At 72.1% G+C, this 13128-nt stretch carries 7 protein-coding genes; 5 read left to right on the forward strand and 2 right to left on the reverse strand.

Annotation, left to right across the window (positions count from 1 at the left end; all coding sequences use genetic code 11):
* A partial coding sequence (locus ABD841_RS20345; RefSeq protein WP_344973924.1) for a family 78 glycoside hydrolase catalytic domain occupies positions 1 to 2711 on the reverse strand: 2711 nt, incomplete at its 3' end.
* Positions 2708 to 4108: a DUF3863 domain-containing protein gene (locus ABD841_RS20350; protein WP_344973927.1), complete on the reverse strand. Its 1401-nt coding sequence runs from the start codon at positions 4106 to 4108 to the stop codon at positions 2708 to 2710. The genes ABD841_RS20350 and ABD841_RS20345, both read right to left, overlap by 4 nt.
* 178 nt (positions 4109 to 4286) lie before the next feature.
* Here ABD841_RS20350 and ABD841_RS20355 point away from each other — a divergent pair, with 178 nt between their 5' ends.
* The 5 genes from ABD841_RS20355 to ABD841_RS20375 all read left to right on the forward strand — a co-directional run bounded on the left by ABD841_RS20355 (position 4287) and on the right by ABD841_RS20375 (position 13067).
* Positions 4287 to 5570: an ABC transporter substrate-binding protein gene (locus tag ABD841_RS20355; RefSeq protein WP_344973930.1), complete on the forward strand. Its 1284-nt coding sequence runs from the start codon at positions 4287 to 4289 to the stop codon at positions 5568 to 5570.
* A gap of 102 nt (positions 5571 to 5672) precedes the next feature.
* A complete protein-coding gene (locus ABD841_RS20360) occupies positions 5673 to 6620 on the forward strand; it encodes a carbohydrate ABC transporter permease (RefSeq protein ID WP_344973933.1) in 948 nt (315 codons plus the stop codon).
* A 46-nt stretch (positions 6621 to 6666) separates the two neighbouring features.
* Positions 6667 to 7497: a carbohydrate ABC transporter permease gene (locus ABD841_RS20365; protein WP_344973936.1), complete on the forward strand. Its 831-nt coding sequence runs from the start codon at positions 6667 to 6669 to the stop codon at positions 7495 to 7497.
* A 12-nt stretch (positions 7498 to 7509) separates the two neighbouring features.
* Positions 7510 to 10473, forward strand: a complete 2964-nt coding sequence (locus ABD841_RS20370) for a glycoside hydrolase family 2 protein (protein WP_344973939.1) — start codon at positions 7510 to 7512, stop codon at positions 10471 to 10473.
* Positions 10470 to 13067, forward strand: coding sequence for a glycoside hydrolase family 2 protein (locus tag ABD841_RS20375; RefSeq protein ID WP_344973942.1), 2598 nt, complete (start codon positions 10470 to 10472; stop codon positions 13065 to 13067). Before ABD841_RS20370 ends, ABD841_RS20375 begins: the two co-directional genes overlap by 4 nt.
* Positions 13068 to 13128: the final 61 nt, after the last annotated feature.

The following is a 13128-nucleotide window of genomic DNA, read 5'->3' on the forward strand; positions in this document are numbered from 1 at the left end:
GCCACCGTGAAGGAGTAGGTCCCGGCCCGGACGAGGACCACGGTCTCCTCCGGCGTCTCCCGCACCGGCTCGACGCCCTCGGCCTCGGCGCAGGGGACGCCGCCCTCGGTGACGAGGTCGCCCGGGGCGGCCGGGAGGTGGACGTACGCCCGGGCGCCGACGGGCACGGTCACGCCGACGGTGAGCGCGTCCCCGTCCCGCCGCCAGGCCACCCCCGCCGTCCCCCGGGGGGTGACCACCTCGGCCCGGGCCCCCGCCAGGGCCCGGGTGAGCGCGGGGCGGACCGTCAGCGTGTCGGCGTCCGGCGTGCCCTGGCGGAGCCCGGCGACGTGGGTGAAGAGCCAGTCGTCGACGGTACCCAGGAAGTAGTGGCCGCGGGACCGCGACGCGGCGCTCCAGTGCTCCCAGAGCGTGGTCGCGCCCTGCTCCAGCCAGAAGGCCCAGCCGGGGAACTCCGGCCGCAGCGCCACCGCCAGGGCGAGCTCGCCGTGGCCGTGGTCGGTGAGGACCGGCAGGAGGTACTTGGTGCCGAGCGCCCCGGTGTTCAGATGGCCGCGCGCCGAGACGTCCGCGGCGACGCGTGCGGCGACCCCGGCGCGCTCGGCCTCCTCCAGCAGGCCGAAGGCCAGGGCCAGCACGTTGTGGGTCTGGCGGAACCCGCTGTCCCCCTCCCCGCGCACGCATCCGGACCCGGCGTCGAGGAACCGCTCGCGGAAGGCCGCCCGCACCCGCCCGGCCCGCGCGCGTAGCCACCGGACGTCCCCGTCCAGGCCGAGGATCCCGGCGACGTCCGCCAGGGCCGTGAGCATCGCGTACAGGTACGCGGTGGCCGCCACCCGCGGGTCCTCGGGGGCGTTGCCGCCGCCGGGGTCGGTCTCCGGGCTCACCCAGTCGCCCAGGGTGGTGTCGGCGATCCCGCCGGGCGAGCGGCCGAGCTCGAACTCCAGGTAGTCCCGCATCCCCGCGTAGTGCTCGCGCAGTACCCGCACGTCGCCCGTGTAGCGGTGGATCCACCACGGGATGAGCACGTACGCGGCGTGCCACGGCGGCGCCGGGCTCCAGTCGAGGTGCCAGCCGCCGTGCGGGGCGATCACCTCGGGCGCGCCGCCTCCGTCGCGGGTGTCGGCGATGTCGTCGACCCACTTGGCCAGGAACTCGTGGATGTCGAGGTTGCGCAGGAACATCTCCGCGCCGAGCATGCCGTCGCCGGTCCAGCCGTTCTTCTCGAACTTCGGGGTGTCGGTCGGGATGCCGTGCAGGTTGTTCAGGACGGTCGCCACGGTGACGTCGTGCAGCCGGGCGAGTGTGGGCTCCGCGCAGTCGAAGCGGCCGGTAACGGCGGCGTCGGTGTGCACGACCTTGGCGACGAGGCGGCCGGGCGGCGGCGGTCCGGGCTCCGGCCAGCCGGTGATCTCCACGTACTGGAATCCCTTCCAGGAGAACTTCGGCTCCCAGCACTCGGGCTCGCCGGTGCCGGCCAGGGTGAACTCGTCGGTCTGGAAGCGGCCGTCGAAGTAGCCCTTCTCGTCCTCGTAGTTGGGCAGGCCCCGCTCGGTGAGGCGCTCGCCGTACCGGAGGGTGACCGTGGACCCGGCGGCCCCGGTGGCCCGCACCTGCAGCCAGCCCGCGACGACCCGCGGGACACGGGCCACGTAGACGCCCGGCAGCGGCTCGGTGACCTGGTCGACGGGGAGCTCCTCGACGACCCTGACGGGCTGCTGGCGCTGGTTGACCAGGCGCCCGGACGGCCCGGCGAGCACGTCGGCGGGGCGCCAGCCGGCGTCGTCGAAGCCGGGACGGTCGTATCCGGGCCGCTCGTGGCGGGCGTCGTAGCTCTCGCCGCCGTACGGGTCGTCGTAGCGGGTGGGGCCGTCGGCCCGCCGCCAGGCGGGCGAGGAGACGATCTTCCGGGTGCGGCCGCCGGCGAGGCCGAGATGGAGCAGCACCCGCGCGCACGGCTCGCCGTGCCAGGGGGCGGTGTGCCAGTCCCAGGTGTTGGCCCCGGTGACGCCGTAGAAGCCCCGGCCGAGCTCCAGCCCGATCGCGTTGGCCCCGGACCGCAGGAGGTGGGCGACCTCGAAGGCCACGTACTGCACCCGGTCCTCGTAGTCGGTGAACCCGGGGGACAGGACGTCCGCTCCGGGACGCTCCCCGTTGACGGAGACGTCGGCGTACCCGCCGGCGGCCACGACCAGCAGGGCCGAGCGCACCTCGCCGTCGACGGCGAACTCGGTCCGCAGCAGCGGGGCGGCGGGACGCGCCCGCTCTCGGCCGATCCACGCCGCCCCGCCCCAGTCCGCCTCGGTGAGCGGCCCGGTCACGAACCACGATCGGGCGTGGGCGTCGCCGTGCGTGGTCCGCACGGTGACCTCCCATTCGTACCGGGTGAGCGGCGCCAGGGGCGGTCCTTCGTACTCGACCTCGTAGGAGCGCGGGCCGGGCACCTCGCCCGAGTCCCACACCGGGGCGCCGGGCCCCGCGACCACGACACGGTAGGAGAGCTGCGCGCAGGCGCGGGCGCCGGAGGTGACGATCCAGGAGAACCGGGGGACGACGTCGAGGCCGATCGGCGTGGTCCGGTGCTCGGCCCGCAGGCCGCCCAGGCGGGCCGCGCCGTCACCCGGACGGGCCGGCCCTGTTCCTCCGGCCGCGCCCGCGCCGCCCACCTCCGGTAACGGACCCGTTCCCGCCTCCGGGAGCGAACCCGTCATCGGACCTGCTCCAGGACGTCGGCCAGCTCGCTCGCGCCGGCGTAGCGCGCGGACAGGGCCTCGGCGACGTCGGGGTGGGCGTCGAAGAACTCGGCGACCGGGACCGGGGCGTCCTGGGGGCGGGTGCGCTTCTGGTTGATCTCGCCGAGGAAGCTCCAGTTCCGCTCCCCCGGCCCCTGCGGCTCGGGGACGGGCCGGCGGTAGTCGGTGTAGTCGAACACCTTCGCGGGCTCCAGGCCGTCGACGACGCCGAGGCGGTGGTCGGCGTTCATGAACCAGGTGACCCGCTCCCCCGCGGTCGAGGCGTCGATGCCGGTGCCCTCCTGCCGCAGGATGTAGCGCAGGCTCTCGTTGTCGGCGTGCCGGGCGCGGTGCTCCTCGCCGAGGCCGGCCATGGTGGGGCAGGCGAGGTCGGGCCAGCGCGACGCCATCCAGGCCAGCCAGTCGCCGAACCGGCCGAGGATCGCGGGGTCGACGGCCATCCCCCGGCTCACCTCGGCGATCTCGTAGTTGACGGTGACCCATCCGAGCCCGTTGCGCTCGACGTTGCGCTCGTCCAGATGGGCCTCTCCGGTGGCCTGCATCTGGCGGAGCGCGCGGTCCGGGGGCATGCGGTGCAGGGTCTCGATGGGGCCGACGCCGAGGCGGGAGTTGTAGGTCGTCTCGCCGCCGTGCGACATGCCCGCCGTACGGGCGGCCACCAGGTCGACGGTCCAGCCGTCGAGGGTGACGACGTCCACCCGGTCGGCGCCCCGCCCGGGGATGAGGAAGTTGCCGCGCGAGGGATAGTAGGGGTAGGCGATCGACCCGTCGCCGTCCTGGAGGTCGATGTCGAACTGGCTCCAGATGTTGCCCTGGACGGTCCGCACCCCCGCCTCCGTACCGGCCCGTTCGATGTTCTCCGCGGCGAGGAAGCCCGCCAGCAGGGACCGCACGGGGCGGGTGAACACCTCGCCGAGGACGTCGACGGCCTCGGCGATGTCCCTGGCGACCTCGTCCCGGGTGGCGTACCGGTTGGCGAAGAAGCCACCGGGCACGAACGTGACGTCGTCCCCGTACGTCTCGCACAGTTCGCGCACGGTGCGGCGGATGGTGGCGTAGCGGTCGGAGCCGTCGGTGAGCGCCCCCCAGGAGAAGCCCCAGGTGATCCTGGCGCCGGGGAGGTTCGTGCGCGCGCAGTCGGAGAACGCGAGCACGGTCTCGGCGGTGTGCAGCTCCGTCTCGTCCTCCCAGAGCCACCGTGTGCGGGTGGCCTCGATCTGGTGCTTGCGGATCACCGAGTTGAGCGTCAGCCGCCGGTCGCCGGGGCCTCGCGTGGGGGTGGGGTCGGGCAGGGCCATGAGGCTCTTCCTGTCGTCGCGCCGTCGTGCCGGGTCGGAGCCCTCACACCACGTCATTGTATCGATTTAGGTAGCGACACTAGCGAATCTACCGTGCGATTGCTAACGTTCACGCCCAAGCGTCGAATTTTAGCCCGTTTCTCGGCGCAAAAATGTAGTGTCACCACCTATCACTGCGTGAGACGCCCCGGTGTGCAAGGTGATCGGCCACCGACGGCAGCAGGAGGAGAACACCATGAGAAGGCTCAGACACGTCGCCGCCCTGATCGCCGTCGCCGCGGTGGCGCTGGCCGGATGCACGTCCGGCCGGGGCGGCCAGGGCGGCCAGGCAGGAGGCTCCGAAAGCGCGACGACCCGTCTGAGCTTCGTGATGTGGGGTGACGGCGGCGAGGCCACCAAGAGCTACCAGGAGGTCATCACCAGGTTCGAGGCCCAGCACCCCGACATCAAGATCAATTTCGAGACGTTCAACACGAACGACTACGACACCGTCCTCAAGACCCGCCTGGCCGGTGGCGCGGGGCCCGACATCTACGGTTTCGACCAGAAGAACCTGATCGACTTCATCAACGCCGGCTACACCACGGACCTGTCCAAGGAGAGCTGGTTCTCCTCCCTGAGCGCCGACACGCGCAAGGAGGCGACGCGCAACGCCAAGAACGGCGAGGCCAACTACGTGCCGATCTCGCAGTCGGGCAACGGCATCGTCTACAACGCCGACCTGTTCGAGAAGGCCGGCATCACCGAGGAGCCCACGACCTACGACGAGCTGGTGGCCGCCGCCAAGAAGCTCAAGGACGCGGGCATCACCCCGTTCGCGATGTCCGCCCAGGACAACTGGTGGCCGCAGTTCATCGTCTACTACGCGGTGGCCGAGAACGTCTTCGAGAAGGACCCCGACTTCAACGAGAAGCTCATCTCCGGAGCCGCCACCTTCAGCGGCAACGAGGGCTGGCGGCGCAGCCTGGAGATCTACCGCGAGCTGGTGCCCTACTACATGGACAACCCGCTGGGCACGAACCAGACCGCGGCCAAGTCGGCCTTCATGCAGGGCAAGGCCGCGATGTTCCCCGCCGCGTGGATCCTCCCCGACGTACGGGAGGCCAAGCTGAACGCGGGCTACATGAACTTCCCCACCACGAACGCCACCGGCACCAAGGCCATGTGGGGCAGCTACCTGGTCTCCCTCGGCGTCAACCCGAACAACAAGAAGACCAAGGAGGCCAACCGCTTCCTCAGCTTCTTCTTCACCGACGACGTCTACCTGAAGTTCCTCGGCGGCGTGAAGGCCTTCCCGGTCAAGGAGGGCCTGGACGTCTCCTCCATCGACCCCCTCTACCCCGACATGCAGAAGTCCTGGGAGGGCCGGACGTTCGTGCCGCTGCTGCTGCCGTCCTACCCCGCCATCCAGGAGACGCTGCTCGTCGAACTGCAGAACCTGACGGGTGACCGGTCCGACGTCACCAAGGTGCTCAACCGGCTGGACGAGACCATGAAGGACATCCGGGCGGGTGAGTAGGCACGCCTCCCCGCTCACCCCGGGCGAGACCACCGGAGCCGGGCGGCGCGTCACGCCGCCCGGCTCCGGTGGCCGGTCCCCCCTCAGAAAGGAAGCTTCCCCATGGCGGTCCACACCTCGTCGCCGTCGCTGCGGCCCGGCAAGGGGACCGAGCGGCCGGGCCCGGCGCCCCGGCGGATCCGGCACCCCCTGAACTCGCGGTTCTGGATCGCCCTGGCACCGGCCCTCGTCCTCTACACCGTCTTCACCCTCTACCCGATGGCCCAGGTCGTGCTCTCCAGCGTGACCGACTCCAACGGCTTCACCGGCGACAGCGACTTCGTCGGGCTCGACAACTTCGCGCGGATGTTCACCCGCGACCCCGCCCTGCTCGACGCGCTCGGGAACACCGGTGTGTACGCGTTCTTCCGCATCGTCGTGCAGACCGTGCTCGCCTTCGGCATCGCGGTGCTGCTGAACAAGAAGATGGTCGGCGGCAACGTCTACCGGGCGACCTTCTTCGCGCCCATCGTGATCAGCCCGGTCGCGATCGTGTTCACCTGGTCGTTCATGTTCGACCCGACCACCGGCACCGTCAACACCACGCTGCGGGACCTGGGGCTCGGCTCCTGGGCGCAGGACTGGCTGGGCGACTACGACCTCGCGCTGTACAGCGTGATCCTCGTCGACATCTGGGCGAGCATCGGGTTCAGCGTCGTGATCTTCCTCGCCGGGCTGGGGACCATCCCCTCCGAGGTCCTGGAGGCGGCCAGGGTCGACGGGGCCACCGGCTGGCGCAGCCTCCGGCACATCACCGTCCCGCTGATGCGACCGACCTTCGGCCTGGTGCTCGTGCTCGCGGTCAACGGGGCGCTGCGGGCCTTCGACACCGTCTACCTGATGACCAAGGGCGGGCCGGGCGGCGCCACCGAGCTGTACATGACGCGCGTGTTCTTCGAGGGCTTCGTGAAGAACCACTTCGGCTACGCCTCGTCGATGGCCGTCGTCGTGATCGTCGTGCTCATCGGCATCGCCTACCTGCAGAACCGGTTCGAAAGGGAGATGTCGTGACCCCCTTCCCACGGCCGAGGCCGGCGACCCCGCGCGGAGGTGCGCGATGAACCACGTCAGGAAGCTGGCCAGGTCGGCACCGCGGCACCTGGTGCTGATGATCCTCTCCGCCGGGATGGTCTACCCCCTGGTGATCATGCTTCTCACCTCGGTCAAGTCCAACGCCGAGGTGCTGCAGAACCCCACCGGCCTGCCGCGCGCCCCCACCCTGGAGAACTTCGTCACCACCTGGTACGAGGGCAGGTTCGACCTGCTGTTCGCCAACTCCGTCGGGCTGACGCTGGTCAGCATGACCGCCGCCACCTTCGTGGCGGCGCTGGCCGCCTACGCGGTGGTGCGCAAGGCCACCCGCCTGGGGTCCGGGATCTACCTGCTGCTCGCCGCCGGGATCTTCCTGCCCATGCAGCTGGCCGTCATCCCCCAGTTCCGCGTGGTGCGGAGCCTGGGCCTGATCGACAACTACCTCGGCGTCGTCCTCGTCTACGTCGCCGGCTCGATCCCCTTCGGGGTGTTCCTCATGGCGGCCTTCATGCGGCAGATCCCGCGGGAGATCGTCCAGGCCGCGGTCATCGACGGCGCCGGCTACTTCCGGCTGTTCGGCAGCATCTTCCTGCCGCTGGCCCGGCCCGCCATCGTGACGTTCTGGGTGCTGCAGGGCGTCGGCATCTGGAACGACTACCTCGTGCCCTACCTGTTCCTGACGGACCCGGAGAAGCGCACGCTCACCACGGGCGTGCTCTACTTCCAGCAGCAGTACCTGGCCGACTGGGGCAACATCATGGCCGGCGTGGTCATCATGAGCCTGCCGGTCCTGCTGCTGTTCGTCTTCGCCCAGAGATACTTCGTCAGCGGCCTGTACGCCGGCGCCGTCAAGTAGAAGGCGAGTCCCATGCCCGACCCGACGCCTCGCCAACTGGACGACGTCGAGAACGAGATCTACCGCCGTACCCGGATCGCCGGGGACGACTTCGTGGACCGGCACGCGTCGCTGCACATCGAGACCGTGCCCGCCGTGCCTGTCGCACCCGCCGTGCCTGTCGCACCCGCCGTGCCTGTCGCACCCGCTGTGCCCGCCGCGCCTGTTCCGCCCGCCGCCGATCCGGCGCGGCCCGGCGCGGCCCCGGACGGGGCGGACCCCGGCCGGGTGATCAGCCTGGCCGGGCGGTGGCTCATGGCGGGGCACGAGCCCCGGCGGCAGTTCTCCATCGACCACTGGACCGCCCCCGCGGGCCGCAAACCGGCCGGGGAACCACCCTCGTGGTGGCGAGAGGACACCGACCGCGGTGGCTGGATCCCAGCGCGGGTCCCCGGGACCGTTCAGGCGGCCCTGGTGGAGGCGGGCCTGATGCCCGACCCGTTCTGGGACTCCGGCACCTACGACGAGCTGACCGCCCACGGCACGCCCGCCGAATGGCCGTGGCACTTCCGGCGCACCCGGGCGGAGCGCCAGGAGTGGTGGCTGGCCCGGACGTTCACCCTCCCGGCGTCGTGGCGGGGCCACCGCCTGCGCCTGGCCTTCGACGGGATCGACTACGCGGCGACGATCTACCTCAACGGCGCCCCGCTCCGCCACCACACCGGCATGTTCGGCGGCCCGGAGATCGACGTCACCGATCTGGTGCGGTTCGACGCCGGCAACGAGGTCGTGGTGCGGATCTTCCCGCCGCCGCGCGACTGGCACGGCGTGCCCAAGGGCAGCCCCGGGTGGGGATGGCACTACGGGCACCTGATCAGCATGGGCGTCTGGCGGGACGTGACCGTCGAGGCCGTCCCCGACGTCGAGGTGCTCGACCCCTTCGTGCGGACCGTCTCCCTGGACTCCGGGCGCGCCGGGCTGCGGGTGCGGTACGACGTCGTCAACCACGGCACCGTACCCGTGCGGGTCCGCCTCACCGGCCGGCTCGAGCACCCCGACGGCACCGGCGCGACCGGCTTCGAGAACACGGTGACCGCACAGCCCGGGACGAACCGCTACGAGACCGCGGTGACCGTCGAGTCCCCCGCCGTCTGGTGGCCGATGGGCTACGGCGGGCAGCCGCTCTACCGGCTCGCGCTCGACGCCTCCGCCGCCCGGGACGGCGGTGGCGAGGTCTCCGCCGCGGGCACCGCCTGCGAGTTCGGCATCCGCACCGTCGAGATGGCCACCGTGCCCGACTGGCAGGGCGAGGAGTACTACCGCTGGCAGTTCGTCGTCAACGGCCGCCGCATGTTCGTCAAGGGCGCCAACTGGTGCTGGACCGACCCGCTGCTCGGCGGCGGGTCCGGCAAGGACGAGCACCTCCTGGAACTCGCCCGCCGCGCCAACCTGCAGATGCTGCGCGCCTGGGGCGGGGGCATGATCGAGAGCGACGACTTCTACCGGGCGTGCGACCGCAAGGGCATCCTGGTCTACCAGGAGTTCCCGCTGTCCTTCGGGCTGCCCGAGGCCCCGGACACGGACCTGGGAGTGCTCGACCGGCAGGTCTCCCGCGTCGTGCGGCGCCTGCGCAACCACCCGTCGCTGGTGCTGTGGGGCGGCGGCAACGAGAACGCCCGGCCCACCGGCGCCGACGAGTCGCACATCCTGATGGGGCGGCGCTGCACCCAGTACGACCCCTCCCGGCCCTTCCACCGCACGAGCCCGTGGGGCGGCGGCGCGCACAACTACGTCGTCTACCACGAGGGGCAGCCGATCGACAGCGGCTACCGCGGCGTCGACGCCGTGATGTACGGCGAGTACGGCACCTCCAGCCAGTCGGGCCGGCAGAGCATGCTGCGCTTCCTGCCCGAGGAGAAGCTGCGCGAGTGGCCCCCGCCCGAGGACGGCGGCATCATGCAGCACCAGTCCCAGTTCGGCCTGTTCGACCTGGTCAAGCAGTTGCGCTACGCCGACTACGGCCCGGTGACCGGCTGGGACGAGATGATCGAGTACAGCCAGATGGCGCAGGGGGACGCCCTCAGGTTCGCGTCGGAGATGATCCGCGCCGGGAGCGGCCGGCACACGAGCGGGTACCTGTTCTACAAGCTCACCGACCTCTTCCCCGGCGCCTCCTGGTCGGTGGTCGACTTCTACGGCGTGCCCAAGCTCTCCTACTACCGGGCCCGCCAGTTCAGCCGTCCCCGCTCGGGGTTCGCGGTCTACGAGAAGCTCGACTGGGGACCCGGCGAGCGGTTCCGGGCGGACGTCCACGTCGCCAACGACTCTCCCGTCCCCCTGCGGGGGGCGAGCGTGACGTCGAGCGTCTACGGGGCCGACCTCCGGCTGCTGCACCGCCGCGAGAGCCGGGTGTCCGTGGGCGACGACGACCGGGTGCTCGCCCACGCGCTCGACATCGACCTCGGCGGCGACGGCGGCGGGGTCTTCCTGCTCGACGTCGCCCTGCGCGACGCGGACGGCGCCCTGCTCTCGGACCAGTGGTACTGGTTCAACGCGCACCCCAAGACCGCCCGGGTGCGCCGGATCGAGGCGCGGCCGATCGACGAGCTGGCGGACGAGCCGGTCCGTGAGCTGATCCGGGCCTACGCCGAGCCCCGGCCCGCGCCGCTGCTGGAGTTCCCCCGGACCCGGCTGCGGCTGGAGGTGGCCGAGGCGGCCGGCGGAGGCGAGCTGGTGCTGCGCAACATCGGCGACGTCGTGGCGTTCAACGTCATCGTGGACGGCTTCGGCCACGGTTACGGCGACTACCTGGAGGACAACGGCATCGGCCTGCACCCCGGCGAGGAACGCCGGATCCGCTACGAGACGGCCGCGGGGCGGATCGACGCCTCCCGCCTGTCGGCGCGGGCCTGGAACGCCCCGCGGGTCACCGTCTCGCCCCCCGGCCCCCTGCCCACCCCCACCGTTCCGGCGACCACCGCGGGAGACCCCGAATGACGTTCCACGAACTGAGCCGCGGCTGGACGGTGCGCGCGCGGTCCGGGCCGGTCCCGGCCGAGCTGCGTCCCCGTCTCTCGGCGGGCGTGCCCGCCGAGGTACCCGGCGTCGTGCACACCGACCTGCTCTCCGCCGGGCTCATCCCCGATCCCCATGTGGACGAGAACGAGAGCCTGCTGTCCTGGATCGGCCTGACCACCTGGGAGTACTCCGCCACGTTCGACTGGCGCGGTGGGGACGGGGCACGGCACGACCTCGTCGCCGAGGGCCTGGACACCGTCGCGACGGTCGTCCTGAACGGCACCGAGGTGGCGCGGACCGTCAACCAGCACCGCGGCTACCGCTGGAACGTCTCCTCGCTGCTGCGCGAGGGGGCCAACGAGATCCGCGTCACCTTCGACTCCGCGATCGGGTACGCCCGGGAGCAGGAGAAGATCCTCGGTGAGCGGCCGCACTCCTACCACCACCCGTACAACGCCGTCCGCAAGATGGCCTGCAACTTCGGCTGGGACTGGGGCCCGGACGTGGTGACCGCGGGCATCTGGCGGCGGATCGGCGTCGAGAGCTGGTCACGGGCGCGCCTGGCCTCGGTCCGCCCGCTCACCTCGGTGACGGGCGACGCGGGTGGCGGGGGCACGATCACCGCCGCCGTCGAGATCGAATGGGAGCGCCCCGGCCTGACCGGGCCGGTCTCGCTGACGGTCGAGGCGGCGGGCCGCACGGCGAGCGTCCCGGTGGTCCCGGGGGCGGGCACGCGCGACCGGGCCGAGGCCGTCCTCCGCCTGGACGGCGTCGAGCTCTGGTGGCCGCGCGGCCACGGCGCCCAGCCGCTCTATCCCGTCTCCGTCACCCTGCGAGACGACACAGACGACACAGACGGTGCAGACGGTGCAGACGACACGGACGGCACCGCGGGGGCGGCGAGCCCGGACGGCGCGGCCGCCCCGAAGGGCCCGGACCCCGTGGCGGGCCCACTGTCGGAGTGGTCGGGGCGCGTCGGATTCCGGACCGTGGAGGTGGACCTGACGCCCGACCCGGACGGCAGCCCGTTCACGTTCCGGATCAACGGCGAGCCGGTCTACGTGCGCGGCGCCAACTGGATCCCCGACGACACCTTCCTCCCCCGCGTCACCCGCGCGTCGCTGGAACGCGCCGTCGGCGAGGCCGTCGCCTCGAACATGAACCTGTTGCGTGTGTGGGGCGGCGGCGTCTACGAGTCGGAGGACTTCTACGACATCTGCGACGAGCAGGGCATCCTGGTCTGGCAGGACTTCCTGCTCGCCTGCGCGGCCTACGCCGAGGACCCTCCGCTGTACGCGGAGTTCGAGGCCGAGGCCCGCGAGGCGGTGACCCGCCTGGCGGCCCACCCCAGCCTGGTGCTGTGGAACGGCGGCAACGAGAACATCTGGGGCTACGCCGACTGGAACTGGCGCTCCCGGCTGGGATCCCTCACCTGGGGCGAAGCCTATTACGTCGACCTGTTCCCCCGCGTGGTGGCCGAGCTGGCGCCCGGCACGCCGTACTCGCCGGGAAGCCCGTTCTCCTTCAGCCGTTACCTGCACCCCAACGACCCCGCCCACGGGCTGACGCACATCTGGGACGTGTGGAACACCCGCGACTACGGCGTCTACCGCGACTACCGGCCCCGGTTCGTGTCGGAGTTCGGCTTCCAGGGGCCGGCCACCTGGGCGACGCTGAGCTCGGCGGTGCATGACGACCCGCCGAGCCCGTCCGGCCCGGCCATGCTGGCGCACCAGAAGGCCAGGGACGGCAACGGCAAGCTCGCCCGGGGGCTGCGCGGGCACCTGCCCGAGCCGGAGTCGATCGACGACTGGCACTGGGCCACCCAGCTCAACCAGGCCAGAGCCGTCGCCTTCGGCATCGAGCACTTCCGCTCGCTGTTCCCGCTCAACACCGGCGCGGTCGTCTGGCAGCTCAACGACTGCTGGCCCGCCGTCTCCTGGGCCGCCGTCGACGGCCGGGGCCGGCGCAAGCCCCTGTGGTACGCGCTGCGGAGGGTCTACGCCGACCGCCTGGCCACCGTCCAGCCCCGGCCGGACGGCCTCGCGCTCGTCGTGCACAACGACGGCCCGGAGCCGATGGCCACGACCGCCACCGCCCGGCGGATGACCCTGGCCGGGGCGGAGCTGGCCGTCGCGCGGTTCGACGTGCGCGTGGAGGCGCGCGCCGCCGCCCGGGTGACGCTGGCACCCGGGCTGGCCGAGCCCGGGGACGTGTCGGGCGAACTGCTGGTCGTCGACCTGGCGTCCGGGCAGCGGGCGTTCTGGTACTTCGCCGAGGACGTCGACCTGGCGCTGGACCCGGGGGCGCTCGACGCCGCCGCGGAGGCGGCCGACGGCGGCTACCTCGTCCGCGTGCGGGCGTCGTCGCTGGTCAAGGACGTCACCCTGCTCGCCGACCGGCTCGCGGCCGACGCGGAGGTCGACGAGGCTCTCGTCACGCTCCTCCCGGGGGAGAGTTTCCGGTTCCGGGTGTCCACCGCGGAACGCCTGGAGGAGGCCGCGCTGACCGCCCGCCCGGTCCTGCGCTCGGCCAACGACCTGGTGGGCCGGGCGCGCCCCGCCGCCACCTGACCCCGGCCCGGCGGGCGTTCCCGCGCCACCGGCGCGCCGGAGCGCCCGCCCGGCCCGCCGA

The organism is Streptosporangium fragile, assembly GCF_039534445.1.
In the GTDB taxonomy this organism is placed as follows: Bacteria; Actinomycetota; Actinomycetes; order Streptosporangiales; family Streptosporangiaceae; genus Streptosporangium; species Streptosporangium fragile.

What these genes read in the sequence shown, in the direction of transcription:
- ABD841_RS20365 (WP_344973936.1), top strand. Translation starts at nt 6,667, where the DNA reads ATGAACCACGTCAGGAAGCTGGCCAGGTCGGCACCGCGGCACCTGGTG.
- ABD841_RS20370 (WP_344973939.1), top strand. Translation starts at nt 7,510, where the DNA reads ATGCCCGACCCGACGCCTCGCCAACTGGACGACGTCGAGAACGAGATC.
- ABD841_RS20375 (WP_344973942.1), top strand. Translation starts at nt 10,470, where the DNA reads ATGACGTTCCACGAACTGAGCCGCGGCTGGACGGTGCGCGCGCGGTCC.
- ABD841_RS20355 (WP_344973930.1), top strand. Translation starts at nt 4,287, where the DNA reads ATGAGAAGGCTCAGACACGTCGCCGCCCTGATCGCCGTCGCCGCGGTG.
- ABD841_RS20360 (WP_344973933.1), top strand. Translation starts at nt 5,673, where the DNA reads ATGGCGGTCCACACCTCGTCGCCGTCGCTGCGGCCCGGCAAGGGGACC.
- ABD841_RS20350 (WP_344973927.1), bottom strand. Translation starts at nt 4,108, where the DNA reads ATGACGTGGTGTGAGGGCTCCGACCCGGCACGACGGCGCGACGACAGG.